The following is a 23,156-nucleotide window of genomic DNA, read 5'->3' on the forward strand; positions in this document are numbered from 1 at the left end:
CAATCTGGGTCCGTGGTGCTGCAGGGCAGGGGCATGCTGCAGCGCAGCTTCGACTGGCCCGTTGCCTAGCAGGGAGGTCTGTTCCTGGCAACCGGCGCGGACCTCGACAATGGGGATTCGCAGGCGCGTCGGGACCCAATTCGACATTCGGCGGAGCGCGGTCGTTCTTCGGATCCTCTCGAACGGAGCACCCAGCGCTTGCCGTGCAATTTCAGCGAATCCGACCCTGAGCCATGGAGCGCGACCCGGGAATTCGGCGCTGCCGAGTGGACGTCCGAGTTGCGAGCAAGCGAACAGAAATTAGCCAGTTTCGACATAGCGCTTGCGGCTGAGGAGATCTTGCTGCGAGTGCGAGATCCACAGTGATTGCGGCCCCTTGCGTGGCAATCGACCGCTGCCTATTGTAGCACGCGGGCCGACCCCTCGTATGCCCGAGCCGGCCGCAGAAGATGGTTCACTTGGCCCAGAGACCCGGGGCATCAGTTTGCAGGAGACGACAATTGTCCGAAGAAACCGAGACCATTGAGAAGACCGCGCCTGATCGGGCGCTTGTCAAGCGCGTCGCCCGGACCCTCTCGGGGCTCGATATGAAGAGCTGGCAGGCGCTGAGCAAAGACGAGCGGAAGCCTCATCTTGGCAAGGCCAAGAAGGTTCTGAACACGATCGACCGCTTTTCGAAGAGCGGCGCCACCAGCGAAGAGTGACGTTGGTGCCACCGGCCCCGAGAGTACGTGTGCTCGGGGCCGGCTGGCCACCACAGCCGGCGGAAGAACGTGCCCCGGAAGATCAGGCCGGGCTGTCCCTCTCATAGAGGAGCGTCCGGTAGAGCCATCCGAAAATATTTGAGGGGCATGCGAGATGCCGTATCCGTTTCATTCCAAAAAGATCGTCGTGTTCACCTCGCGCAAGGTCGCCTCGGCTTCGATCCGCCGTCTGGTCTACAAGATCGAAGCTCCGGACACCGATTTTCGGACATGGCGCCACGAAGGCCCGGGCGCGACGATGTCGTCCAGCAAGTTCAAGGACGTTTGGGACGGGTACCGCAAGATCGCGATTGTTCGCGAGCCGGTCGCCCGCCTGGTCTCGTGCTACAAGCATCGGGTGGCGGAGAACGAACTGCTGTGGGTGACGAGCGGCCCGGACGCTGAAAAGGGCCGTGAGAACATCATTGCCGCCGGCCTGTCCCCGTCACCCACTCTGCTCGAATTCCTGCGCGACATTGATCGCTATGCCGCCCTCAGCCCCAATCTTGCCGGGCATCTGCTGCCGCAGCAATATTTCCTAGGGCCGGATCTGTCCTACTACTCGGACGTCATCCGGATGGAGGAGCTGCACAAGCTCGGCGACGTGCTCGGCAAAAAGGTGCCCCACCTGCACAAGACGAACTCGGAGAAAAAGCTCGATTCGGAGATTGTCGACCTGTGCGATAAGATCGCCGCGGACGATATCCAGTATCTGGCGGAGTACTACCGACAGGACGCCTGAAGGCGTCCGCGACAAAATTTCAGTCTGGATGGACCGAAGGGGAGGGCGCTAGCTGCGCAGCCGTCGCGCAATGCCTTCCATCTCGTCGCGCGTCGGCTTGGCGACCCGACTCCAGCTCTTGCCGGTGGCGATCACCCGCGCCGGCACGCCGACCGCCACGGAGGCCTCGCCCACATCCGCGGTGACGATGGCGCCGGCGCCGATGATCGACCCGCGGCCGACCGTCACTCCCTTGAGTACGGTCGAGTTGATGCCCAGCCAGACATGCTCGCCGATGACGATGGAATCCGAGGATTTCTGGATTTCGAACGTGTCGATGTCGAACACCGAATGGTTGTCGGTCGTGCGCACCATGATGCCCTGCGAGAACATGCAGTCCTCGCCGATCTCGATCCGCGTGTCGTTGCCGTTCACGACGAACTCGGCGCCGACGCAGCTGGTTCCGCGCCCCCAGTCCAGCAGACTGTTCTTGCCTTTCAGCACGGCCTTGAAGCGGAGTGCGTGCTTGTCCATCGGTGGGGTCGGATCTCCGCCGAAGACAAACCGGCCGTTCGTGCCGGAAAAGATGATCTGACCGCGCACGGTCCCGCTGCCGTTGATCTCCAGTCGATGCGGTCCCGGCGCCGTCACCCGAACCGTGCAGAGGCTGAAGTCGGCTTTTACGCCAGGGGCGACGACGACCTCGAGGTCGTCGGCATGGTCGCCGACAAGCTCCATCGGCACCTCAGCACTGCGTGTCACGACCAAATTGATCTCCCCCGATGCCTTGTTCCGTGCCTGACGGCTTTGCTTTTCAAATCGTCCCGCGGTGCGCCGCTCGGGTCCGGAGGCCGGCGAGGGCCGCCACCGCGGCTCCACCGCTGCGGTCAGACCTATGTCATCCACCGCGTCTCCGTCGATGGTGACGCCGCCCTCAGCAGTCCAGATTTGGCGAGTATTCCGGTTGGTTGCGGCGGGCGGACCGCTCGCCGCTGTCGGCGACCCCGTTCCTACGGCCCGACCGGAGCATACGTCTGCCAGACTCTCGACCGGGATTCTCCTGTCGCTATTGCCGTCGACTCCTATCGGAGAGATCGCGGGTCCGCCAGCCTGTTGTTGGGCCGCCTCAGATCAGCCACCTGCGACAAGCGCGCTCTTGAAATCCGCGAGGAATCGGTCGCGCAGCTCATCCGTATTGGATGAGGCAACCTTGGAATAACCGCTCGCCTCAAGCGTGAGATCGTTGTCGATCTCGATCCCCATGGCATCGGCGATCTTCTTCAACGTACCGCCCTCGTTGGCGGTCAACTCCTCATAAGAAATCCTGAGGGGCTGCACCCCGATCGAGGCGAACGTCCGTTCGAACGATGCCATCATGTCGGTGATGAAGACCACCTGCCGGCGGATCTCTTCGAAATCATAGCCAGCGTCAGGGGACTCCGTCTTCTTGCCGCCCGTGGAATGCCAGAACCCGGTCTTGAAGCCGCGGTATCGGGAAATGGCCTGCCCGAGGATGTCCTGCCGTGTGAGATAGACCCAGGTTGCTGTCTTCAGCCGCTCGAAGCTTTCGGCATCCGCGAGGAAAGGGTAGATCTGGGCGAGGTCGCACTTGATCTGCGCGACGCCGTTCGGCGTGCGCGATCCGGCGATCACCATGTCCAAGACCTGTCGCCGCGTCCCGCAAGGGCTGCTCAACAGCGCTTCTTCCAGCGGTCCACCGTCTTTGCGGTTGAGGCGCTCGCCCCCTCGACCCAACTTGCCGGTGCTGGTGAGCGCCGCCGACAGTGCCGAACTGCCTGACCGCGGTGTCATGCACAGAAGCAGTAGAGGCCCGTCTGACTCGGACACCGGCCCAGTCTTCTCGGGAGCCAAGTATTTGTCGAACCATTCGTTCGACCTTTGCAGGATTTTATGTTCGTACAACGTCAGAGCCATATCAGTCGCATTCCGGGCTTGCACTGTCACCGCTCGCAGATATCGCGACTGTCGCGAGGCTTGAGGTTGTACGCCATGCAGGTCCCCTGAGAATTATGCCTTACCTTGTGGTAGTGTAGCTGAGTCGCGATTTCAAGAGAACTTGGCCCGGTCTGGCCTTCCCCACGAGGGGATCAGGTGCAGTCTTAGTGCGCGGTTGAATGGCGTCGAGGCCCAACCGTCGACACCCTGACGACCAGCGGACGCGACAGTGAAGGGCCAAGGATGCACGTCGACAGCCTGTCGGCGTGCGGCGGTGGATTGTTCATCCAAGCGACGCTGTGCCGCTAGTGCCGCTGGGGAGCGCGTTCGCCGGCGATCTTCCTGATGTCTCTCATTCCTGACTGGTGGGGCCCGCCCATCTGCGCAGGGGAGACCTGCACAGTGGCGTGCGGGGCCGGAAGCTCGTTGGGCCGAGCCGAACGTTCGCGCGGCGCCGGCTACGATCCTCGCGACCGCGAGCAGTCATGATCGCCGAACACGGTGCCTCGTGTCGTCACACTTCTGCTTGACACTCCCCGGCGCGGGCCTTGACGACCGATCGCCGAGTGTCATCGGGGATCGGCAGTCGCATCGGCCTATCATCGGTCTCCGCGTGGTCGCTCGTCCGGGCGACCTTGTTTTCGCATGCGACCGCCCGATCGACACGACAGCAGCGGCGAGCTCGGTTCGAAACGAAACCGGCTATGGCGGTCATACCGTTGAGCGACATCGAGGTTCGTGATGTCGGATCGCTCCGCCCAAGTCTGGGCACGGAGCGTCTCCGCATCGGCTTCGTGCAGCTTTTCCTCACCTGGGCCCGCGGCTTGCGCCATATCGGGTCGGGCCCGGGTTGATCAGGTCAGCATCCGACCGGCGAGCGCCGCTGCTCCCTTCCGCATGCGCTGGCGATGTTCCGCGACAAAGGCCTTGCGCAGACGCTCATTCTCGCTCGTGCGAGTCACACCGAATTCGGTCTTGGTGACGACGTTCTCCGGAACGGGTGCGCCGATAGCCTGGGCGATCTTGGCGAACGCTTCCGTCGGATTGGTTGCCACCTCCTCATAGGTGATGCGTACGGGGAGCAGCCCTTCGCTGGCGAAGAAGCGCTCCCAATCGCCTTGCATCGTCACGAGGTAATCGAGATGCTTGCGAATACCTTCATAGTCGAACGGTACGACACCTTCCTGAACGCCGCCTTCGTTGGTCGTATGGAAATAGCCGGTCACGGTTGCGACATATCGAGAGATGGCTTGCGCCAGAATATCGGAGCGTGTGAGATAAACGAAATTTGCGTTATTCAGATAAGTCGCGAAAACGCTAGAAAAATAGAGAGGAACGAACTGTGGCCAGTCGAGTTTGACTGAGAAATAACCATTTTCCGTCAGTCTTTGTACTTTCTCGCGGAAATAACCTTCGTAAGACTTGCCCTTAAGCTTCTCTGCGTCGCGTTCCAGGGATCCGCCTACAATGCGGAAATGCTCTTGGGTCGTCCCGAAGCCGTTTTCCCGCAACACCGAACCGAGATAGCTGCTGCCGGACCGGGGCGTCATGCAAATCACCGTCATTCGACGGTCTTCGAACGCGGGGCCAACAATGGGTTCGAAAGGAAAGAACCGCTGTACCTTTTTCGCGAGCCTGGGGGCGACTGCCACCCTGCTATGAAAGAACTCTTATTCGGTTTTGTCTTTGTGACTCATTACTCCTATATTTTCCAATCCTGGACGCGCTTCTTGTTGGAGCGTTTCAAGTGATCACTGGGCCGAGCACCCAGTCGGAAAACCCTGGAAGCCCGGCGAGGGCGGATCTCACTCGAGGATGCGGACGACGCCGGCGTCGTCGCAGGCGGTGCGGATCGCGGCGAGCGAGCCGTCGACGTCGATGGCGGCGGAGAGCGGCTCGACGAGCATCACGGAAAAGCCCAGTCGGCGCGCGTCGAGCGCCGACCAGCCGACGCAGAAATCGAGCGCGAGGCCGCACAGGATCACCCGCTCCGCATCCCATTCGCGCAGCGCGCCGGCAAGACCCGTCGGCGTGACGCCGTCGTTCTCGAAGAAGGCCGAATAGCTGTCGACGGGGTGATCCCAGCCCTTGCGCACCACGAGGCGGGTGTGGGGGATGTGGAGATCGCGATGGAAGGCGGCGCCGTGGGTGTCCCAGATGCAGTGGTCCGGCCACAGGATCTGCGGGCCGTAGGGCATTTCAATGGTGGTGAAAGGATCGCGCCCCGCGTGGGAGGAGGCGAAGGAGGAGTGGCCGGCGGGGTGCCAGTCCTGCGTCAGGACCACGGTGTCGAAGCGGGCTGCGACCGCGTTGATGGGCGCGACGAGGGCGTTGCCGCCGGAAACGGCGAGGGCGCCGCCTTCGCAAAAGTCGTTCTGCATGTCCACCACGACGAGCACATCGCGGGGTCCGGGGGTCGGCAGCATGGACGTCTCCCTTTGCGGGCGGTCAGGTGGCGGGTGCACGGCGACGGCGCGAGGCGACGCGTGCCACGATGGCGAGATGGAGGAGGACGACGAGCCCGAGGGCGACCAGGTGCTCGAGGAGGCTCGCGTCGACCCCGACGGTGACGAGTATCGTCGCGCCGAGCGGCAGAAACAGCACGATCCCGGTGACGAGACCTGGATTATATCGCCGCAGGGCGAGGGCCTGCGCGACGTGGAGAAGGCCGTTCACGAGAAGCAAGTAGCCGGCCGTCACGCCGCAGGGCGGGTGAAGGGTGAAGCTCGCGAGGATCACCACGGCGAGCACCGCCCAGACGCCGAAGACGTTGATGACGAAGACGTCGGCGACGGTGAGGACCTCGCGGCCGCCGGCGAGGGTGTCGTTGACGAAGCGGCGGAAGCGATCGTCGTCGTGCTCCTCGTACTGGTGGATCATGTAGATCGGCAGGCTGAGGACGACGAGGAGCTGCTCGAGGGTCCAGGCCGCGCCGATCGCCGGCACGAGGGCGAGGATGACGAGGCCGCTGAGGCTGCCGCCGTAGACCCAGCCGGCCGTCAGCCGCTGAAGCCGCGAGAGCGGCGCGACGGGTGCGGCCGAGGGAACGGGGCGGGAGGGGGTCATCGAACGGTTCCTCGCGGGGCAAACGGGGGCCACGCGAGGCGGCAGGTCCGACAATAGGCGAGGGGGGCTGCGTTGCGAAGCGCCGGTTCGCGGCGTGAGACCGATCCCGCCTCGGCCGGCGCGGCGCGCCGGGAGCGTGCGGACGGTCGCTGTGTGCACTGACGGTCGCCGCGCGAACGATGGATGCTGCGCGAGCGGTGAGGGGTGGTGGGCGGTGAGGGATTCGAACCCCCGACCTACTGGGTGTAAACCAGTCGCTCTAACCAGCTGAGCTAACCGCCCCGCGGCGGCTTCAATAGCGGCTCGGCGAGGCGGTGGAAAGAGATCCACGGCGCATCGCACAATGTCGCTTGACACCAGCGCGCCCCCTCGAATATCAGCACGTCACTGCGGCGGCGACGTCTGCAGCTGGGGGTGTAGCTCAGTTGGTTAGAGTGCCGGCCTGTCACGCCGGAGGTCGCGGGTTCGAGCCCCGTCACTCCCGCCAGTTATTAGTCCGCACAATCGAAAGCGTCCCGGGCACGAGCGCATTGCCGCCAGCGTCGCGCGTCCGAGCGGCGTTGCGCTGCGTGGCGACGCGGCGCGCCGCAGGGGCGCGCGCGCTGCGATGAGTGCGCCCCTCGGCCTCGCTCTCGTGACACTCGTCGTGCCGGACTATGACGCGGCGATCGCCTTCTTCCGCGACACGCTGGGTTTCGTTCTCGTGGAGGACACGCCGGTCGCGCCCGGCAAGCGCTGGGTGGTCGTCCGCCCGCCGCAGGGTGGGGCGGGGCTCCTCCTGGCGCGGGCTGTCGACGCGGCCCAACGTGCGGCGATCGGCCGTCAGACCGGCGGCCGCGTCGCCTTCTTTCTCCACACCGACGATTTTGCCCGCGATCACATGCGCTTGACCGGCGCCGGGGTGCGCTTCGTCGAATCGCCGCGGCACGAGCCCTATGGTACTGTGGCGGTGTTCTGTGACCCATTCGGCAACCGGTGGGACCTTCTCGAGCCAGCGCCGGCCGGAGAGGACGGGCGCTGATGTGCGGCGAGGTGTCGCCGCGCACGGTGTCTCGCACCAGCCTCACGCGTCGCCACAGTTGCGGCGGCTTGTCGTTTGAGTCATTCCAAGAATGGCCTACATCGAATTGAGCGGCTCCGCGCCGCGACGAGGACCCTTATGGAAGAGCTACTCGCCAGCTATCTGCCGGTGATCATCTTCATAGGCGTGGCTTCCGTGATCGGCATCGCGCTCCTGGTGGTGCCCTTCGTGGTCGCCTACAAGAGCCCCGACCGGGAGAAGCTCTCGGCCTATGAATGCGGCTTCAACGCCTTCGACGACGCCCGCATGAAGTTCGACGTCCGCTTCTATCTGGTGGCGATCCTGTTCATCATCTTCGACCTCGAGGTGGCGTTCCTGTTCCCGTGGATCCTGTCGTTCGATGCCATCGGCTGGTTCGGTTTCGGCTCGGTGATGCTCTTCCTGGCGATCCTCACCATCGGCTTCGTGTATGAGTGGAGAAAGGGAGCGCTCGAATGGAACTGACCACCGAAAAACCGCTGCTCGCGCAGCAGAGCGCGCCCGGCAACGCTCCCGACGACGCCTTCTTCCAGTCGGTCTCGGCCGAGCTCGCCGACAAGGGCTTTCTCGTCACCTCCGCCGATGCGCTGATTCAGTGGGCCCGCACCGGCTCGCTGATGTGGATGACGTTCGGCCTCGCCTGCTGCGCGGTGGAGATGATGCAGATGTCGATGCCGCGCTACGACGCGGAGCGCTTCGGCTTCGCCCCGCGCGCCTCCCCGCGCCAGTCGGACGTGATGATCGTCGCCGGCACGCTGACCAACAAGATGGCCCCGGCGCTGCGCAAGGTGTACGACCAGATGCCGGAGCCGCGCTACGTCATCTCCATGGGCTCGTGCGCCAACGGCGGCGGTTACTATCATTATTCTTATTCCGTGGTGCGGGGTTGCGACCGCGTGGTTCCGGTGGACATCTACGTTCCCGGATGTCCGCCGACGGCCGAGGCGCTGCTCTACGGCGTCCTCCTCCTGCAGCGGAAGATCCGCCGCACCGGTACGATCGAGCGCTGATATGGCCGAAGCCCTTGAGAACGACGCCCTCGGCGACATCGTCGACATCGTGCGCGAGGCGCACGGCGCGGCGATCGTGGACGAGACGTTCGCCTTCGACCAGCTCACGCTGCTCGTGACGCGGGACGGTCTCGTCGACGTGGTGCGCTTTCTGCGCGACGACCCGCGGGCCGCCTTCGTCAACCTCGTCGACGTCTGCGCGGTGGACTGGCCGGCCCGGCCGGAGCGGTTCGACGTCGTCTACCATTTCCTCTCGCCGGTCCATAATCTGCGCATCCGCCTCAAGGTCCACACCGACGAGTGGACGCCGGTGCCCTCGCTCACCGGGCTCTTCCCGGCGGCGGACTGGTACGAGCGCGAGGCCTACGACCTCTACGGCGTGCTGTTCTCCGAGCACCCGGACCTGCGCCGCCTGCTGACGGACTACGGCTTCGACGGCCACCCCTTGCGCAAGGATTTCCCGCTGACGGGCTTCGTGGAGGTCCGCTACGACGACGAGGCGAAGCGCGTGGTGTATGAGCCCGTGCGCCTTGCCCAGCAGTTCCGCGACTTCGACTTTCTTTCTCCGTGGGAGGGCACCGACTACGTGCTTCCCGGCGACGAAAAGGCCAACTGATGGCGGACGACGCGACTGCGGCAGGGCCGCGGCAGGGCGGCTGCGCCTGCGGGGCGGTGCGCTTCTCGGTCGACGTGACGGGGACCGAGATGGACGCCTGCCATTGCGGTCGCTGCCGTAAGTGGTCGGGCGGCCCGTTCATGGCGGTCGAGGTGCAGAACCTCTCCGTCGCGCCCGAGGCTCCGCTCGGCGTCTGGGATTCGTCGGAGTGGGGCGAGCGGCTGTTCTGCCGCGAGTGCGGCTCCAGCCTCGGCTTCCGCATGAAGGACGGGCCGATGGTGGTGCTGTCGGCCTTCGTGTTCGACACGCCGCTGACCCAGCCGCTCGTCACGGAGATCTTCATCGACGACAAGCCCGACACCTACGCCTTCGCCGGCGACACGAAGAAGATGACCGGCGCCGAGGTGATGGCGGCGTTCGGGGGAGAATAGAGGCATGGCCGAGCAGCAGGTCCGCAACTTCAACATCAACTTCGGCCCTCAGCATCCCGCGGCGCACGGCGTGCTGCGTCTGGTCCTGGAGCTCGACGGCGAGATCGTCACCCGTGTCGATCCCCACATCGGCCTTCTCCATCGCGGCACCGAGAAGCTGATCGAGCACAAGACCTACATGCAGGCGGTGCCCTACTTCGATCGCCTCGACTATGTGGCGCCGATGAACCAGGAGCATGCCTTCGCGCTCGCCACCGAGAAGCTGCTCGGCGTCGAGATCCCGAAGCGGGCGCAGCTCATCCGCGTGCTGTTCTGCGAGATCGGCCGGCTTCTGTCCCACCTCCTCAACGTGACGACGCAGGCGATGGACGTCGGCGCGCTCACCCCGCCGCTGTGGGGTTTCGAGGAGCGCGAGAAGCTGATGATGTTCTACGAGCGCGCCTGCGGGGCGCGCCTCCACGCCAACTATTTCCGTCCCGGCGGCGTGCATCAGGACATCCCCGACGCGCTGGTCGACGACATCGAGGCGTTCTGCGACCCCTTCCTCAAGGTGGTCGACGATCTCGAAGGGCTGATCACCGAGAACCGCATCTTCAAGCAGCGCAACGTCGATATCGGCGTCGTCTCGCTCGACGAGTGCTGGGCGTGGGGCTTTTCCGGGGTGATGGTGCGCGGCTCGGGTGCGGCGTGGGATCTGCGCAAGGCGCAGCCCTACGAATGCTACGACGAGATGGAATTCGACATTCCCATCGGCAAGAACGGCGACTGCTACGACCGCTATCTCATCCGCGTGGAGGAGATGCGTCAGGCGGTGCGGATCATGCGGCAGTGCGTTGCCAAGCTGCGGGTGACCAAGGGGCCGATCCATACGCTCGACGGCAAGGTGGCACCGCCCAAGCGGGCGGAGATGAAGCGCTCGATGGAAGCGCTCATCCACCACTTCAAGCTCTACACCGAGGGCTATCACGTGCCCGAGGGTGAGGTGTATGCCGCGGTGGAGGCGCCGAAGGGCGAGTTCGGCGTCTACCTGGTGGCCGATGGGACCAACAAGCCCTATCGCTGCAAGATCAAGGCGCCGGGGTTCGCCCACCTGCAGGCGATGGATACGATGTGCGAGGGGCACATGCTCGCCGACGTGGCGGCGATCCTCGGGTCGCTGGACATCGTGTTCGGCGAGGTGGATCGCTGAGTGGCCGCCGCTGACGGTCATAGGCGAGGGGCCGCCGGAGAGGGGCGGGGGGTGTCGGCGGACGGCCCCCATGCCGCGACCCGTCGTGGCTTTTCTTTGCGGCGCACAATGGTAGTGATGACACCGTCCGCCCAACCTGCCGGAGCTTCGAGATGGCCGTAAGGCGCCTTGCCAGCGAACAACCTGCCTCGTTCGAGTTTACGCCGGAGAATCTGGCGTGGGCGAAGGGCAAGATCGCGGACTATCCGGAGGGCCGCCAGGCGAGCGCGGTGATTCCGATCCTGTGGCGCGCCCAGGAGCAGCACAATGGCTGGCTGCCCGAGCCTGCCATCCGCGTCGTCGCCGACATGCTGGGCATGCCCTATATCCGCGTCCTCGAGATCGCGACCTTCTACACCATGTTCCAGCTGCAGCCGGTCGGAACGGTGGCGCACGTCAACGTGTGCGGCACCACGCCGTGCATGCTGCGCGGCTCGGAAGACATCATCCGGATCTGCAAGAAGCGGATTGCCCAGCATGCCTTCGAGCTGTCGCCCGACGGGCGCTTCTCGTGGGAAGAGGTGGAGTGCGCCGGCGCCTGCGTGAACGCGCCGATGGTGCAGATCGGCGCCGAGACCTACGAGGATCTCACCGAGGACACCTTCAACGCGCTTCTCGACACGCTGGCATCGGGCGGCACGCCGACGCCGGGGCCGCAGAGCGCGCGCAAGGCGTCCGAGCCGATCACCGGCGCCACCAGCCTGACGACGCCGCTGCGCTACGCGGTGGCCGCGGCGGCCGAGGCACCCGCCGACGCCGCGCCCGAGGCCGACGTCAATCCGTCGACCCCCGCTGCTAGCGACCAGAGCGCGGCCCGGCCGAGCGGCCACAACCGCACCGAGGTGGAGGTGACGCGGGCGACCGGGGAGGCACCGTCGAAGGCCGCCGACGTCGCCCCTGCGCCGAAGACCGACGGACGCCTCGCCGACACTCCCGAGGAGGCGGCCAAGCAGAAGCCGGCCGAGCCCTCCACCGAGGCGCTCGCCAAGCCGACGCCGCCCGCGGCCCCGCAGAAGGTGGAGACCGTCGCGCCGCAAGAGACGGTCGCGCCGCAAGAGACCGCGGCGCCGCAGGAGGTGGAGACCGTCGCGTCGGAGGTGCCGGACAGCGCCGCCGCCGCCCGGGCCGACGAGCTCGGCACTCGCCCCGCCGCCGTCGCCGAAGGGGACGTGACCGCCGACGATCTGCAGAAGATCTCCGGCATCGGTCCGGTGATCCGCAAGACGCTGAACGCGCTCGGCATCTACACCTATGCCCAGATCGCGGCGTGGACGCCGCAGAACAAGGCGTGGGTGGACGGCTACCTCGCCTTCAAGGGGCGGATCGACCGGGAGAAATGGGTGGAACAGGCGGCCGACCTCGCCGCCGGCGGCAAGGAGGAGGGGTGATGTCGATCTCTTCCGCCGTCTGTGTGGCGCCTCGGCCGGGCGCGTCTGGAGCTGAACGATGCTGAACGATCAGGACCGCATTTTCACCAACCTCTACGGCTTCGAGGACTGGCACCTCGACGGGGCGCGCAAGCGCGGCCAGTGGTCCGGCACCAAGGGTTTCGTCGACCAGGGGCGCGACTGGATCATCGAGCAGCTGAAGGGCTCGGGTCTGCGCGGCCGGGGCGGCGCGGGCTTCCCGACCGGCCTCAAGATGAGCTTCATGCCCAAGGCGTCCGACAATGGTCGGGCCCACTATCTGGTGGTGAACGCCGACGAGTCGGAGCCCGGCACCTGCAAGGACCGCGAGATCCTGCGGCACGATCCGCAGCTTCTCATCGAGGGCTGCCTCATCGCCTGCCGGGCGATGGACGCCCACCACTGCTACATCTACGTGCGCGGTGAATACATCACCGAGCGGCTGCACCTCGAGCAGGCCGTGCGCGAGGCCTACGAGGCCAAGCTGATCGGCAAGGACAACGTGCACGGCTGGGACTTCGAGCTCGGTGTCCACCACGGTGCCGGCGCCTATATCTGCGGCGAGGAGACGGCGCTTCTCGAAAGCCTCGAAGGCAAGAAGGGCATGCCGCGCCTGAAGCCGCCGTTCCCGGCCAACATGGGCCTCTACGGCGCGCCCACCACGGTGAACAACGTGGAGACCATCGCCGTGGTGCCCGAGATCCTGCGGCGCGGCGCCAACTGGTTCGCCGGCCTCGGCCGTCCCAACAACACCGGCACCAAGCTCTTCTGCATCTCCGGCCACGTGGAGCGGCCGTGCACGGTGGAGGAGGAGATGGGCATCACCTTCCGCGAGCTCGTCGAAAAGCACTGCGGCGGCGTGCGCGGCGGCTGGGACAATCTCCTCGCCGTGATCCCCGGCGGCTCGTCGGTGCCGCTCATCCCGCATTGGGAGTGCGACGACCTCAACATGGACTTCGACACGCTGCGCGAGAAGCGGTCCGGCCTCGGCACCGCCGCCGTCATCGTGATGGACAAGTCCACCGACATCATCAAGGCGATCGCCCGCCTGTCGCACTTCTACAAGCACGAGAGCTGCGGCCAGTGCACGCCCTGCCGCGAAGGCACGGGCTGGATGTGGCGCGTGATGGAGCGCCTCGTGGAAGGGCGCGCCGACAAGCGCGAGATCGACCAGCTGCTCGACGTGACGAAGCGTATCGAGGGCCACACCATCTGCGCGTTGGGCGATGCCGCGGCCTGGCCGGTCCAGGGCCTCATCCGCCACTTCCGCCCCGAGATCGAAAAGCGCATCGAGGGCTACCAGGCCGCTCATCCGGCGCCGGTCCCGATGGCGGCGGAGTAGGGGGGATGGACATCCACGACAAACGCGAGGCGATCGATGTGCGGGCGGCGACGCTCGCCGGCTCGGCGTTCGAGGATGTCAACCTCTCCAACTCCACCTTCACCAACGTCAATCTATCGGTGGCCTCGATCAGCCGTGCGAATCTCAGCAACGCGCGGATCGAGGATGCGAACTTGTCGAATGCGGTCTTTACCAACGTCAATCTCAGCAACGTGCGCATCGACAACGCCCAGCTCGCCGGGATGCGGATCAACGGGATCGCGGTCAGCGACCTTCTGGCGGCCTACACCGCGCAGGCGGCGCGCAGCCCGGCCGAAGGGTGATGGCGCGGCCGAGGCGGGCGCGCGGCCGGAGCAAACTGCGCTCGCCCTTGCGGGAAATTGCCGTCGTTGCACTGCAACCGTTGCCCCGGACGCGATTTTGAATAATGACAGACGTGTTGATGCCGATCGCTTCGGCGCCGTCGCCGGCGCCCCGTCCCGCTTCCCGCGATGCGAGAGCGGTCGACACACACGCAGCGTGAGGAGGCCGAGATGGCCAAGCTGATCATCGATGGGGCCGAGGTCGAAGTACCCGACCACTATACGCTGCTGCAGGCGTGCGAGGCCGCGGGGGCCGAGATCCCGCGCTTCTGCTTCCACGAGCGGCTGTCGATCGCCGGCAACTGCCGGATGTGCCTGGTGCAGGTGGTGGGCGGGCCGCCCAAGCCGGTCGCGAGCTGCGCCATGAGCGTCAAGGACCTGCGCCCCGGCCGCGACGGCACCCCGCCGACCATCAACACGAAGACCGAGTTCGTGAAGACGGCGCGCGAGGCGGTGATGGAGTTCCTCCTCATCAACCACCCGCTCGACTGCCCGATCTGCGACCAGGGCGGCGAATGCGACCTGCAGGACCAGGCGATGGCCTACGGCGTCTCGGGCTCGCGCTTCGCCGAGAACAAGCGGGCGGTGGAGAACAAATATATCGGCCCGCTCGTCAAGACGATCATGACGCGCTGCATCCACTGCACCCGCTGCGTGCGCTTCGTCACCGAGGTGGCGGGCGTGCCCGATCTCGGCTCCATCGGCCGCGGCGAGGACATGGAGATCACCACCTACCTCGAGAGCGCCATGGGCTCCGAGCTGCAGGGCAACGTGATCGACCTCTGCCCGGTCGGCGCGCTCACCTCGCGTCCCTACGCCTTCCAGGCCCGCCCGTGGGAGCTGACGAAGACCGAGACCATCGACGCGATGGACGCGGTCGGCTGCAACATCCGCGTCGACGTGCGCGGTCGCGAGGTGATGCGCGTGATGCCCCGCCTCAACGAGGCGGTGAACGAAGAGTGGATCTCCGACAAGTCGCGCTTCATCTGGGATGGGCTCAAGACCCAGCGCCTCGACCGCCCCTATGTGCGTGAGAACGGGCGGCTGCGTGCCGCGTCCTGGGGGGAGGCGTTCGGCGCCATCACCGAACGGGTCAAGGCGTCGAAGCCGGAGAAGATGGCGGCGCTCGCCGGCGACCTCGCCACCACCGAAGAGCAGTACGCGCTGAAGGACCTGATGCACCGGCTCGGCGTCGCCTCGGTGGACTGCCGGCAGGACGGCTCGCCGCTCGATCCCTCGCTCGGCCGCGCCACCTACCTCTTCAACCCGACCATCGCCGGCATCGACAGCGCCGACGCGATCCTTCTCGTCGGCGCCAACCCGCGCTGGGACGCGGCGGTGCTCAACGCCCGCATCCGCAAGGCGTGGGTGCACAACCGCACCAAGGTCGGGCTCGTCGGCGAGCGCGTCGACCTCACCTACCCCTACCAATATATCGGCGCAGGCCCGACCTCGCTGTCCGATCTCGGCTCCTTCCGCGAGGTGCTGGAGAAGGCCGAGCGGCCGATGATCGTCGTCGGCGCGGCGGCGCTCAGCCGGCCCGACGCCGCGGCCGTCCTTGCCGCCGCCGCGACCCTTGCCAAGGACGTCGGCGCGGTCGCCGAGGGCTGGAACGGCTTCGGCATCCTCCACACCGCCGCCGCACGCGTCGGCGGGCTCGACGTCGGCTGCGTCCCGGCGAAGGGCGGCAAGCCCACCGCCGAGATCCTCGCCGCGAGCGCTGCGGGTGAGCTCGACGTGCTCTTCCTCCTCGGTGCCGACGAGATCGACACGGCCGCCCTCAAGGCGCCGTTCGTGGTCTATATCGGCAGCCACGGCGACCGTGGCGCCCACGCCGCCGACGTGATCCTGCCGGGCGCGGCGTACACGGAGAAGTCCGGCACCTACGTGAACCTCGAAGGCCGTCCGCAGGAGGCCGTGCGGGCGGCCTTCGCCCCCGGCGAGGCGCGCGAGGACTGGGCGATCCTGCGGGCGCTCTCGGCCCAGCTCGGCGCCCAGCTCCCCTACGACAGCCTCGCGGCGCTCAACGCGGCCATGGTGTCCGCCGCGCCCTGGCTCGGCGAGGTCGACGAGGTGGTGCCGGGCGACCCCGCCGCCATCGACCGTCTCGCGGCCCTCGGCGGCAGCATGGACGAGGCACCCTTCGTGAACCCGCTCACCACCTTCCACCTCACCAACCCGATCGCCCGCGCCTCCAAGGTGATGGCCGAGTGCGCCAAGCTCATCGAGGAGCGCGCCGCGGTGAAGGTGGCGGCGGAGTAGGGCGATGATGCGAGGCCACACCATCCCCGCCGTGGCCGGCGGACAGCTATACCATCTCACCGCCGGCCGGACGGCGCGCTAGGGAAGACCGATGCAAGATTTCTGGAGCAACTACGCGGCGCCTGCGATCATCATCGCGCTCCAAAGCGTCCTCATGCTGGTGATCCTGCTGGTGGCGATCGCCTACGTGCTGCTCGCCGACCGCAAGATCTGGGCGGCGGTGCAGATGCGGCGCGGGCCGAACGTGGTGGGCGCCTTCGGCCTGCTGCAATCCTTCGCCGACCTTGCGAAGTTCGCGCTGAAGGAGCCGGTCATCCCCGCCGGCGCCGACCGGGTGGTGTTCCTCCTCGCCCCCTTCATCACCACCGTCCTGGCGCTTGCGGCCTGGTCGGTGATGCCGGTGGCGCCCGGCTGGGTGATCGCCGACATCAATGTCGGCATTCTCTTCGTGCTCGCCATCTCTTCGCTCGGCGTCTACGGCGTGATCATGGGCGGGTGGGCGTCCAACTCGAAATACCCCTTCCTCGGGGCGCTGCGCTCGTCGGCGCAGATGATCTCCTACGAGGTGTCGATCGGCCTCGTCCTCATCACCGTGCTCCTGTGCGTCGGCTCGCTGAACCTGCAGGACATCGTGGCGAGCCAGGAGACGGGCCTTGCCACCATGCTCGGCATCCCGTGGCTGTCGATCCTCAACTGGTACTGGCTGCCGCTGCTGCCGATGTTCGTGATCTTCTTCATCTCGGCATTGGCGGAGACGAACCGGCCACCCTTCGACCTGCCGGAGGCGGAGTCGGAGCTCGTCGCCGGCTTCATGGTCGAGTACGGCTCGACGCCCTACATGATGTTCATGCTGGGCGAGTACGTGTCGATCGCCCTCATGTGCGCGCTGACCACCATCCTCTTCCTCGGGGGCTGGCTGCCGCCCATCGCGGTGGTGCCCTTCACCTGGGTGCCGGGGGTCATCTGGTTCGTGCTGAAGTGCTTCGGCGTCTTCTTCATGTTCGCCATGGTGAAGGCGATCGTGCCTCGCTACCGCTACGACCAGCTGATGCGGCTCGGCTGGAAGGTGTTCCTGCCGGCCTCGCTGGCGGCGGTGGTCGTGGTGGCGGTGGTGCTGAAGCTGACCGGCTGGCGTGGCTGAGCGCAACGGACAACCGGAGGGCGGCAGGCCCTCCCAATCGAACGAGTGAAACCCATGGCAACTCTTCAGGGCACGGCGAAGTCGATCTTTCTGTCGGAGTTCGTCTCGGCGTTCTTCCTCGGGATGCGCTACTTCTTCAAGCCGAAGGCCACCATCAACTACCCCTTCGAAAAGAACCCGATCTCGCCGCGCTTCCGCGGGGAGCACGCGTTGCGCCGCTATCCCAACGGCGAGGAGCGCTGCATCGCCTGCAAGCTCTGCGAGGCGATCTGCCCGGCGCAGGCGATCACCATCGAGGCGGGGCCGCGCCGCAACGACGGTACGCGCCGCACCACGCGCTACGACATCGACATGGTGAAGTGCATCTACTGCGGCCTCTGCCAGGAGGCCTGCCCGGTCGATGCGATCGTCGAGGGGCCGAACTTCGAGTTCGCCACCGAGACGCGCGAGGAACTCTACTACACCAAGGACAAGCTGCTGGCGAACGGCGACCGCTGGGAGCGCGAGATCGCTGCGAACATTGCCGCCGATGCGCCCTATCGCTGAGCCGGCGGTTCACTTCCCGCCGGCGGTCCCGCGATGACCGATCCGGGCCGCGAGCCCCGTCGCGTCGCGCGGCGGAGCGTGGGGGCGGCCGCCGGAGCGATGGCCCTCACCCTCCTGGTGGTGGGGCTGGCGCTCTTTCTGTTCGGTGCCGTCTGACTTGACCGTTCGGGGCCGTCTGGGCGCTTGATCGCACCCGCAGCGCCGTGGGAGCCTCGTGCGCAGATGGCATGCGAGATGCATCGCGGCGAGCGACGGGGAGGCGACTATGGCGGCGACGGGAACCAGGCGGGACTGGTCGTTCTGGGTCTTGGCGATCTTCTTCGGGCTGTTCGTCGTGTTCCTCTACGGCCCGATGATCACCATCTACGTCCTGTCCTTCCAGGGACCGACGGGCGGGCTCACCTTTCCCCTCCAGGGCGTGTCGCTGAAGTGGTTCGGCGACCTCTTCGGCCAGGCGCGCACGGGTGACGTCGGCGGCGCCTTCTCCCGCTCGCTGCCCCTCGCGCTCGCCGTCATGGTGCTCACGGTGCTGATCGCCGTCCCCGCCGGCCTCGCCTTCCGCCGCAACTTCTACGGCTCGACGCTGATCTTCTACGCCGCGATCGCGAGCCTCATCGTGCCGGGGCTGGTGCTGTCCATCGGCACGCTCGTCACCTTCAACTTCCTCGGCCTGCCGGCGCGCTGGTACACCTCCGCGCTCGGGGCCCACCTGTCGTGGACGATCCCCTTCGGCCTCCTCATCATGTTCGCGGTGATCTCGCGCCTGCCGCGCTCCTACGAGGAGGCGGCCTACGACCTCGGCGCGAGCCGCTTCCAGACCCTGATGCTGGTGATCGTGCCCATCGTCTTCCCCGGCATGATCGCCGTTGCCCTCTTCGGCTTCACCCTGTCCTACGACGAGTTCCCCCGCTCCTGGCTCACCACCGGCCCCAAGAACACGCTGCCGCTCGAGATCTGGACGATGACGACCAACGTCACGTCACCGTCGCTCTATGCGCTCGGCACCGTTACCACCTTGATTTCGTTCCTGGTGATTGCGCTCGCCATCGGCTCGATCGCTATAATCCAGCGGCGGCGTTTGCGCGCCGGCGGATAAACCAACAAGGGACGAGGGAAATGCGTATTGGGATGGCGGCGCTTTTCGCCGCGGTGATCGTGGGGGGCGGCCTCTCGGCGGGCGCTGCGATCGCCGACGAATGTTTTGTGCACAATGATTCGCTGATGCGGCTTCAGACCCGGGGCAGCTCCTACGTGATGCGCTACGAGCAGCCGCGCGACGTGCTGCGCCGGGCGGGGGTGCGGCGCGGAACGGTGCTGTTGGACGGCAACGTCTCCAACGGGAGTTTCTCGGGCGTCGCCCGCCGCTTCTCGCGCTATTGTCCCGGCGAGCCGCTCGAATATCGCGTGTCGGGCCGCGTCTACGACGACCCCTATTCGATCATCGTCGACGGTCGCTACGAGGTGCACGACCGCTGCCGTCCCACCGGACGGCTGAAGGGAGATCAGCTCGTGTTCACTTTCATCCGGAACTGTTAGCCCATGAGCCAATCCGGCGAGATCCGCCTCAAAGGGGTGTCGAAGAGCTTCGGCGACACCCACGCCGTTCGCGACATCGACCTGACGATCGCCAACGGCTCCTATTGCTGCCTGCTCGGCCCGTCGGGCTGCGGCAAGACGACGATCCTGCGGATGATCGCCGGCCACGAGACGCCCACCAGCGGCGAGATCACCATCGGCGGCCAGTCGGTGGTGGGTCTGCCACCGGTGCAGCGCGGCACGGCGATGATGTTCCAGAACTACGCCCTGTTCCCGCACCTTTCCGTGCGCGACAACGTCGCCTTCTATCTGAAGATGCGCGGGGTGAGGAAGGCGGAGCGCCGAGCGCGGGCGGGGGAGATGCTGGAGCGGGTGCAGCTCGATCATCTCGCCGATCGGATGCCGGCGGCGCTCTCCGGCGGACAGCAGCAGCGCGTGGCGCTGGCGCGCGCGCTGATCACCAACCCGCGGGTGCTCCTTCTCGACGAGCCGCTCTCCGCGCTCGACGAGTTCCTGCGCCTCAGGATGCGTTCCGAGCTCAAGAGCCTGCAAAACCAGCTCGGCATCACCTTCGTGCACGTGACGCACACGCAGCCGGAGGCGATCGCGCTCGCCGATCTCGTGGTGGTGATGGACCATGGCGAGATCGTGCAGGCCGACACGCCGGAGGCGATCTTCACCCGGCCCGCCACCCCCTACGTCGCCCGCTTCATGGGCGGGCAGAACGTGGTGACGGGCACGGTGACGTCGGCGGAGGCGGGCGAAATCCGCATCGCCGGCAAGGATGGCGCGTTCGTCGCGATCGACCCGAAGGGCGAGGGCGCGGCGCGTGACGCGACGATCGCCTTTTCGATCCGCCGCGACCGCATCCTGCTCACCCCCGCGAGCGGCGAGGTGGCGGCCGAGCCCAACCTCGTCGTCGGGTCGGTGGAGGAGATCGAGTATCAGGGCTCCTTCGTGAAGGTCACCATGGGCCGGGACGGCGAGCCCTTCGTGGTCCACGTGCCCGATCAGGTGTTCTTCGCGACGCCGGTCGCGGTGGGCGACCGGGTGGCGGCGCGCTGGCAGGCGGCCGACACCCACATCATCGACCGCCCGGTGGGCGCCGAAGAAACCTTCGTCTACGCCGAAGAGGTGGTCTGAGGGGGGTCGTCGTCGCCCGGATCGTCGCGGTTGAAGTCGGCGCGGGCGTCGGCCTCGGCGAGGCGCTGGCCGGCGAGCTGGGTGGCCGCCACGGTGTCGAGCTTGCCGGTGCCGAGGAGGGGGACCGCATCGACCTCCAGGATGCGATAGGGCACGAAGCGGTCGGGGAGGCCTTCGGCGCGGATCCTGGCGAGGAGCTTCGCGGGGTCCGGGTTCTTCTCTTCGGTGAGGAGGATGATCGCCTCGCCCTTCGGACCCACGGGAATTGCCGCGGCGGCGTGGAGGGAGTCCGGCCACACCTGGCCGGCGATGTTCTCCACCATCACCAGCGAGGTCATTTCGCCACCGATCTTGGCGAACCGCTTCAGACGGCCCCGGATCGCGAGGTAGCCGTCTTCGAAGGCGACGATGTCGCCGGTGTCGTGCCAGCCGTCCGGAGGCTTTCGGATCCGGCCGTCGGGCTGAAGGTAGCCCTCCATCACGTTGGGGCCGCGTACCTTGAGACGCCAGCCGTCGGAGAGGCCGGGCACCGGTTCGAGCTGGGCGGCGATCCCGTGGAGGAGGCGCCCCACGGTGCCGTCGCGGATGTCGTCGGGATGGTTGACGGCGAGGACGGGGCTCGTCTCGGTGACGCCGTAGCCCTCCACCACCTCGAAGCCGAAGCGCGAGCGCACGAGATCGCGCGTCTCGGTCCGCACCCGCTCCGCGCCGCACACGGCGAAGTGGAGCGAGGAGAGGCTCCCCGGATCGCCGGCCCGGGCGTACTGGCGCAGGAAGGTGTCGGTGGCGAGGAGCACGTTGGGCTTCGTCTCGGCGATGCGCTTGGCGACCTCCTTGGCGCGTAGCGGCGAGGGGTGGAGCACCAGCTTGCGGCCGAGAACGAGGGGCAGGATCATCCCCGGGACGAGGCCGTAGGAGTGGAAGACGGGGAGCGGGTTGAAGAACACCTGCGCCCGCTCCAGCGGCAATCCCGCCTCCACCTGGGCGATGTTGGCGAGGATGTTGCGGTGGCTGAGGACCACCCCCTTGGGGTCGCCCTCGGCGCCTGAGGTGAAGATGATGGCCGCGGTCTCGCTCGCCTCCCTCCGCGGCAGGAGGCCGGCGGGAGCGGCGGCGACGGCGAAGGCCTTGTCGCGTAGCCGCACCCGTTCGCGCAGCGATTCGAGGGCGAACACCGGCGCCGCCGCCGAGAGGGCCCCGACGAGGGTTTCGAGCTGGGCGACCTGCACGAAGCGGTCGGCGGTGAGGATCGCCCCGACATTGGCGAGCCGGCAGGCGCCGAGGAGGGTGCGTCGTCCGGCGGTGAAGTTGAGCATCGCCGGAATGCGGCCGGCGGCGAGCACGGCGAAGTAGGCGACCACCGCCGCGACGCTCGAGGGCAGCATGATCGCCACCACCTCGCCCCGCGTCTCGCGGCGGATGACGCGGGAGAGGGCGCTGACGGCGCGGATCAGCCCGGTATAGGTCAGCGTGCGCCGGTCGCCGTCCTCCACGGCGACGACGGGGCCGCCGTGCGTGCGGGCGGCGAGGAGCAGCGCGCTGAGCACCGACAGATCCGCCTTGCGCTCGATGTCTGCCGCCTGCGGGCCGTCGGCCCGGGGCGGCAGTTCCATGGGCTCCAATGAGCCTGCGGCCGGTCCTATGTCCGGCACCGTCACGCGCGAAACTGCGTCTTGTCCGTGCCCGAGTAGAGCGCGGCAACCTGCGCAGCCATGGAGTGCTCGTGAGCGGCGATGGCCGCCGGATCGAGATCGGCGACGGGGGACGGCTCGTGCTCGAAATGGCCGTAGGCATCCCTGCCGCGCACTAGCATGGCGCAGTCCTTGGACTTCAACTGCGCGAGCCGCGTCGGGATGTAGCGCAGGGCGAAGCCGATGCGCCGATCGGCCGAGCGGTTGGGCTTCGACCCGTGCACCAGGAGCACGTGGTGGAGGCTCATCTCGCCCGCCTCGAGCGGCACGTCGACGCCTTCGTCTTCCGGCACGTCCACGGCGATCTCCTGGCCGCGGGAGAGGAGGTTGTCGTCGTGGAAGGTGTCCTTGTGCTCGATCTGCGACTTGGTGTGGCTCTGCGGCCAGAAGCGCATGGCGCCCGATTCGACCGGGGCGTCGGCGAGGGCGACCCAGGCGGTGACGACGTCGGATCCGTCGAGCCCCCAATACGTCGCGTCCTGGTGCCAGGAGACGTAGGACGTCGTGCCGGGCTCCTTGATGAAGAAGGACGACGCCCACAGGAGGATGTCGGGTCCGAGGATGCTCTCGACCGCGTCGAGGATCGCCGGCGTGCGGGCGATCTCGTTGGCCCAGGTGAAGAGCAGGTGCGTCTTGTGGCGCAGATTGCCGGCGATGGGGCCGCCATTTTGAGCCTCGTACGCTTCGAGCGCGTGGCGGTAGTGAGCGGCGTCCGCGCGAGACATGACGCGTAGCGGAAACAGGTAGCCATCGCGCCAGAAGCTGTCGATCGCGATCTGATCGAGTGCCATCGTGAAACCTCCCGGTGTTTTTCTTGTGATGGTGGAGGCTTGCCGAACTCCGCGCAACACCAGATTGCCGAGGCGGTCATGGTAAGGCCGGTTCGTGAAATTGAG

At 66.8% G+C, this 23,156-nt stretch carries 25 protein-coding genes and 2 tRNA genes; 19 read left to right on the plus strand and 8 right to left on the minus strand.

Features of this window, described 5'->3' with window-relative positions; translation table 11 throughout:
• Positions 1 to 500: 500 nt before the first annotated feature.
• Positions 501 to 704 carry a hypothetical protein gene (locus JCR33_RS01725; RefSeq protein ID WP_198880271.1) on the plus strand — a complete coding sequence of 68 codons (204 nt, stop codon included), beginning with the start codon at positions 501 to 503 and terminating at the stop codon, positions 702 to 704.
• A 154-nt stretch (positions 705 to 858) separates the two neighbouring features.
• Positions 859 to 1,485 (plus strand): sulfotransferase family 2 domain-containing protein, encoded by a 627-nt coding sequence (locus JCR33_RS01730; RefSeq protein WP_198880272.1) that lies wholly within the window; start codon positions 859 to 861, stop codon positions 1,483 to 1,485.
• Positions 1,486 to 1,533: 48 nt separating this feature from the next.
• Here JCR33_RS01730 and JCR33_RS25440 read toward each other — a convergent pair whose 3' ends face one another.
• The 6 genes from JCR33_RS25440 to JCR33_RS01760 all read right to left on the minus strand — a co-directional run bounded on the left by JCR33_RS25440 (position 1,534) and on the right by JCR33_RS01760 (position 6,768).
• Positions 1,534 to 2,370, minus strand: coding sequence for an acyltransferase (locus tag JCR33_RS25440; RefSeq protein ID WP_198880273.1), 837 nt, complete (start codon positions 2,368 to 2,370; stop codon positions 1,534 to 1,536).
• 225 nt (positions 2,371 to 2,595) lie between these two features.
• Positions 2,596 to 3,399 (minus strand): Stf0 family sulfotransferase, encoded by an 804-nt coding sequence (locus JCR33_RS01740; RefSeq protein ID WP_198880274.1) that lies wholly within the window; start codon positions 3,397 to 3,399, stop codon positions 2,596 to 2,598.
• Positions 3,400 to 4,274: 875 nt separating this feature from the next.
• Entirely contained in the window at positions 4,275 to 4,985 is a 711-nt protein-coding gene (locus tag JCR33_RS01745) for a Stf0 family sulfotransferase (protein ID WP_198880275.1), read from the minus strand.
• Positions 4,986 to 5,225: 240 nt separating this feature from the next.
• Positions 5,226 to 5,846: a nicotinamidase gene (locus tag JCR33_RS01750; RefSeq protein ID WP_198880276.1), complete on the minus strand. Its 621-nt coding sequence runs from the start codon at positions 5,844 to 5,846 to the stop codon at positions 5,226 to 5,228.
• A gap of 22 nt (positions 5,847 to 5,868) precedes the next feature.
• Positions 5,869 to 6,486, minus strand: coding sequence for an HXXEE domain-containing protein (locus JCR33_RS01755; RefSeq protein WP_198880277.1), 618 nt, complete (start codon positions 6,484 to 6,486; stop codon positions 5,869 to 5,871).
• 205 nt (positions 6,487 to 6,691) lie between these two features.
• Positions 6,692 to 6,768: transfer RNA gene (locus JCR33_RS01760), tRNA-Val, on the minus strand.
• A gap of 128 nt (positions 6,769 to 6,896) precedes the next feature.
• Here JCR33_RS01760 and JCR33_RS01765 point away from each other — a divergent pair.
• From JCR33_RS01765 to JCR33_RS01840, 17 genes are all read left to right on the plus strand, one after another.
• A tRNA-Asp gene (locus tag JCR33_RS01765) sits at positions 6,897 to 6,973 on the plus strand.
• Positions 6,974 to 7,093: 120 nt separating this feature from the next.
• Positions 7,094 to 7,507 carry a VOC family protein gene (locus JCR33_RS01770; protein ID WP_198880278.1) on the plus strand — a complete coding sequence of 138 codons (414 nt, stop codon included), beginning with the start codon at positions 7,094 to 7,096 and terminating at the stop codon, positions 7,505 to 7,507.
• Positions 7,508 to 7,645: 138 nt separating this feature from the next.
• On the plus strand, positions 7,646 to 8,011 hold the full coding sequence (locus tag JCR33_RS01775; protein WP_198880279.1) for an NADH-quinone oxidoreductase subunit A: 366 nt from the start codon (positions 7,646 to 7,648) through the stop codon (positions 8,009 to 8,011).
• Positions 8,002 to 8,556, plus strand: coding sequence for a NuoB/complex I 20 kDa subunit family protein (locus JCR33_RS01780; protein WP_198880280.1), 555 nt, complete (start codon positions 8,002 to 8,004; stop codon positions 8,554 to 8,556). The genes JCR33_RS01775 and JCR33_RS01780 overlap by 10 nt, the downstream gene beginning before the upstream one ends.
• Position 8,557: 1 nt before the next feature.
• The gene (locus JCR33_RS01785; RefSeq protein ID WP_198880281.1) at positions 8,558 to 9,172 is read left to right on the plus strand and encodes an NADH-quinone oxidoreductase subunit C; all 615 of its coding nucleotides are present in this window, start codon (positions 8,558 to 8,560) and stop codon (positions 9,170 to 9,172) included.
• A complete protein-coding gene (locus tag JCR33_RS01790; protein WP_198880282.1) occupies positions 9,172 to 9,603 on the plus strand; it encodes a GFA family protein in 432 nt (143 codons plus the stop codon). The genes JCR33_RS01785 and JCR33_RS01790 overlap by 1 nt, the downstream gene beginning before the upstream one ends.
• 4 nt (positions 9,604 to 9,607) lie before the next feature.
• Positions 9,608 to 10,792: an NADH-quinone oxidoreductase subunit D gene (locus JCR33_RS01795; RefSeq protein WP_198880283.1), complete on the plus strand. Its 1,185-nt coding sequence runs from the start codon at positions 9,608 to 9,610 to the stop codon at positions 10,790 to 10,792.
• Between the two features lie 152 nt (positions 10,793 to 10,944).
• Positions 10,945 to 12,219 (plus strand): NADH-quinone oxidoreductase subunit NuoE, encoded by a 1,275-nt coding sequence (gene nuoE / locus JCR33_RS01800; RefSeq protein WP_198880284.1) that lies wholly within the window; start codon positions 10,945 to 10,947, stop codon positions 12,217 to 12,219.
• 58 nt (positions 12,220 to 12,277) lie between these two features.
• On the plus strand, positions 12,278 to 13,579 hold the full coding sequence (gene nuoF / locus JCR33_RS01805) for an NADH-quinone oxidoreductase subunit NuoF (RefSeq protein ID WP_198880285.1): 1,302 nt from the start codon (positions 12,278 to 12,280) through the stop codon (positions 13,577 to 13,579).
• A 5-nt stretch (positions 13,580 to 13,584) separates the two neighbouring features.
• The gene (locus tag JCR33_RS01810) at positions 13,585 to 13,902 is read left to right on the plus strand and encodes a pentapeptide repeat-containing protein (RefSeq protein ID WP_198880286.1); all 318 of its coding nucleotides are present in this window, start codon (positions 13,585 to 13,587) and stop codon (positions 13,900 to 13,902) included.
• A gap of 210 nt (positions 13,903 to 14,112) precedes the next feature.
• Positions 14,113 to 16,203: an NADH-quinone oxidoreductase subunit NuoG gene (gene nuoG, locus JCR33_RS01815; RefSeq protein ID WP_198880287.1), complete on the plus strand. Its 2,091-nt coding sequence runs from the start codon at positions 14,113 to 14,115 to the stop codon at positions 16,201 to 16,203.
• A gap of 91 nt (positions 16,204 to 16,294) precedes the next feature.
• Positions 16,295 to 17,344 carry an NADH-quinone oxidoreductase subunit NuoH gene (gene nuoH, locus JCR33_RS01820; RefSeq protein ID WP_198880288.1) on the plus strand — a complete coding sequence of 350 codons (1,050 nt, stop codon included), beginning with the start codon at positions 16,295 to 16,297 and terminating at the stop codon, positions 17,342 to 17,344.
• 54 nt (positions 17,345 to 17,398) lie between these two features.
• Entirely contained in the window at positions 17,399 to 17,890 is a 492-nt protein-coding gene (gene nuoI, locus JCR33_RS01825; RefSeq protein WP_198880289.1) for an NADH-quinone oxidoreductase subunit NuoI, read from the plus strand.
• 33 nt (positions 17,891 to 17,923) lie between these two features.
• Positions 17,924 to 18,046 carry a hypothetical protein gene (locus tag JCR33_RS25190; protein ID WP_269751123.1) on the plus strand — a complete coding sequence of 41 codons (123 nt, stop codon included), beginning with the start codon at positions 17,924 to 17,926 and terminating at the stop codon, positions 18,044 to 18,046.
• Between the two features lie 109 nt (positions 18,047 to 18,155).
• Positions 18,156 to 18,986 (plus strand): ABC transporter permease, encoded by an 831-nt coding sequence (locus JCR33_RS01830; protein WP_198880290.1) that lies wholly within the window; start codon positions 18,156 to 18,158, stop codon positions 18,984 to 18,986.
• 125 nt (positions 18,987 to 19,111) lie between these two features.
• A complete protein-coding gene (locus tag JCR33_RS01835; protein WP_232372060.1) occupies positions 19,112 to 19,426 on the plus strand; it encodes a hypothetical protein in 315 nt (104 codons plus the stop codon).
• Positions 19,427 to 19,429: 3 nt separating this feature from the next.
• The gene (locus JCR33_RS01840) at positions 19,430 to 20,569 is read left to right on the plus strand and encodes an ABC transporter ATP-binding protein (RefSeq protein WP_198880292.1); all 1,140 of its coding nucleotides are present in this window, start codon (positions 19,430 to 19,432) and stop codon (positions 20,567 to 20,569) included.
• Here the strand turns inward: JCR33_RS01840 and JCR33_RS01845 are convergent.
• Both JCR33_RS01845 and JCR33_RS01850 read right to left on the minus strand, forming a co-directional pair.
• Complete coding sequence (locus JCR33_RS01845; protein ID WP_198880293.1) at positions 20,548 to 22,182, minus strand: AMP-binding protein; 1,635 nt, start codon at positions 22,180 to 22,182, stop codon at positions 20,548 to 20,550. The two genes, JCR33_RS01840 and JCR33_RS01845, sit on opposite strands and share 22 nt — an antisense overlap.
• A 41-nt stretch (positions 22,183 to 22,223) precedes the next feature.
• Complete coding sequence (locus JCR33_RS01850) at positions 22,224 to 23,051, minus strand: phytanoyl-CoA dioxygenase family protein (RefSeq protein WP_198880294.1); 828 nt, start codon at positions 23,049 to 23,051, stop codon at positions 22,224 to 22,226.
• Positions 23,052 to 23,156 lie beyond the last annotated feature (105 nt).

It is taken from the genome of Acuticoccus mangrovi (genome assembly GCF_016411865.1).
GTDB classification, from domain to species: domain Bacteria; phylum Pseudomonadota; class Alphaproteobacteria; order Rhizobiales; family Amorphaceae; genus Acuticoccus; species Acuticoccus mangrovi.

Bases quoted from the DNA above. Each gene is read 5' to 3' on its own strand.
- JCR33_RS25190 (WP_269751123.1), top strand. From the start codon at position 17,924: ATGACCGATCCGGGCCGCGAGCCCCGTCGCGTCGCGCGGCGGAGCGTG.
- JCR33_RS01785 (WP_198880281.1), top strand. From the start codon at position 8,558: ATGGCCGAAGCCCTTGAGAACGACGCCCTCGGCGACATCGTCGACATC.
- JCR33_RS01745 (WP_198880275.1), bottom strand. From the start codon at position 4,985: ATGACGGTGATTTGCATGACGCCCCGGTCCGGCAGCAGCTATCTCGGT.
- JCR33_RS01845 (WP_198880293.1), bottom strand. From the start codon at position 22,182: ATGGAACTGCCGCCCCGGGCCGACGGCCCGCAGGCGGCAGACATCGAG.
- nuoH (WP_198880288.1), top strand. From the start codon at position 16,295: ATGCAAGATTTCTGGAGCAACTACGCGGCGCCTGCGATCATCATCGCG.
- JCR33_RS01795 (WP_198880283.1), top strand. From the start codon at position 9,608: ATGGCCGAGCAGCAGGTCCGCAACTTCAACATCAACTTCGGCCCTCAG.
- nuoI (WP_198880289.1), top strand. From the start codon at position 17,399: ATGGCAACTCTTCAGGGCACGGCGAAGTCGATCTTTCTGTCGGAGTTC.
- JCR33_RS01770 (WP_198880278.1), top strand. From the start codon at position 7,094: ATGAGTGCGCCCCTCGGCCTCGCTCTCGTGACACTCGTCGTGCCGGAC.
- JCR33_RS01775 (WP_198880279.1), top strand. From the start codon at position 7,646: ATGGAAGAGCTACTCGCCAGCTATCTGCCGGTGATCATCTTCATAGGC.
- nuoF (WP_198880285.1), top strand. From the start codon at position 12,278: ATGCTGAACGATCAGGACCGCATTTTCACCAACCTCTACGGCTTCGAG.
- nuoG (WP_198880287.1), top strand. From the start codon at position 14,113: ATGGCCAAGCTGATCATCGATGGGGCCGAGGTCGAAGTACCCGACCAC.
- JCR33_RS01780 (WP_198880280.1), top strand. From the start codon at position 8,002: ATGGAACTGACCACCGAAAAACCGCTGCTCGCGCAGCAGAGCGCGCCC.
- JCR33_RS01835 (WP_232372060.1), top strand. From the start codon at position 19,112: ATGCGGCTTCAGACCCGGGGCAGCTCCTACGTGATGCGCTACGAGCAG.
- JCR33_RS01830 (WP_198880290.1), top strand. From the start codon at position 18,156: ATGGCGGCGACGGGAACCAGGCGGGACTGGTCGTTCTGGGTCTTGGCG.
- JCR33_RS01750 (WP_198880276.1), bottom strand. From the start codon at position 5,846: ATGCTGCCGACCCCCGGACCCCGCGATGTGCTCGTCGTGGTGGACATG.
- JCR33_RS01755 (WP_198880277.1), bottom strand. From the start codon at position 6,486: ATGACCCCCTCCCGCCCCGTTCCCTCGGCCGCACCCGTCGCGCCGCTC.
- JCR33_RS01790 (WP_198880282.1), top strand. From the start codon at position 9,172: ATGGCGGACGACGCGACTGCGGCAGGGCCGCGGCAGGGCGGCTGCGCC.
- JCR33_RS01810 (WP_198880286.1), top strand. From the start codon at position 13,585: ATGGACATCCACGACAAACGCGAGGCGATCGATGTGCGGGCGGCGACG.
- nuoE (WP_198880284.1), top strand. From the start codon at position 10,945: ATGGCCGTAAGGCGCCTTGCCAGCGAACAACCTGCCTCGTTCGAGTTT.
- JCR33_RS01730 (WP_198880272.1), top strand. From the start codon at position 859: ATGCCGTATCCGTTTCATTCCAAAAAGATCGTCGTGTTCACCTCGCGC.
- JCR33_RS01850 (WP_198880294.1), bottom strand. From the start codon at position 23,051: ATGGCACTCGATCAGATCGCGATCGACAGCTTCTGGCGCGATGGCTAC.
- JCR33_RS01840 (WP_198880292.1), top strand. From the start codon at position 19,430: ATGAGCCAATCCGGCGAGATCCGCCTCAAAGGGGTGTCGAAGAGCTTC.
- JCR33_RS01740 (WP_198880274.1), bottom strand. From the start codon at position 3,399: ATGGCTCTGACGTTGTACGAACATAAAATCCTGCAAAGGTCGAACGAA.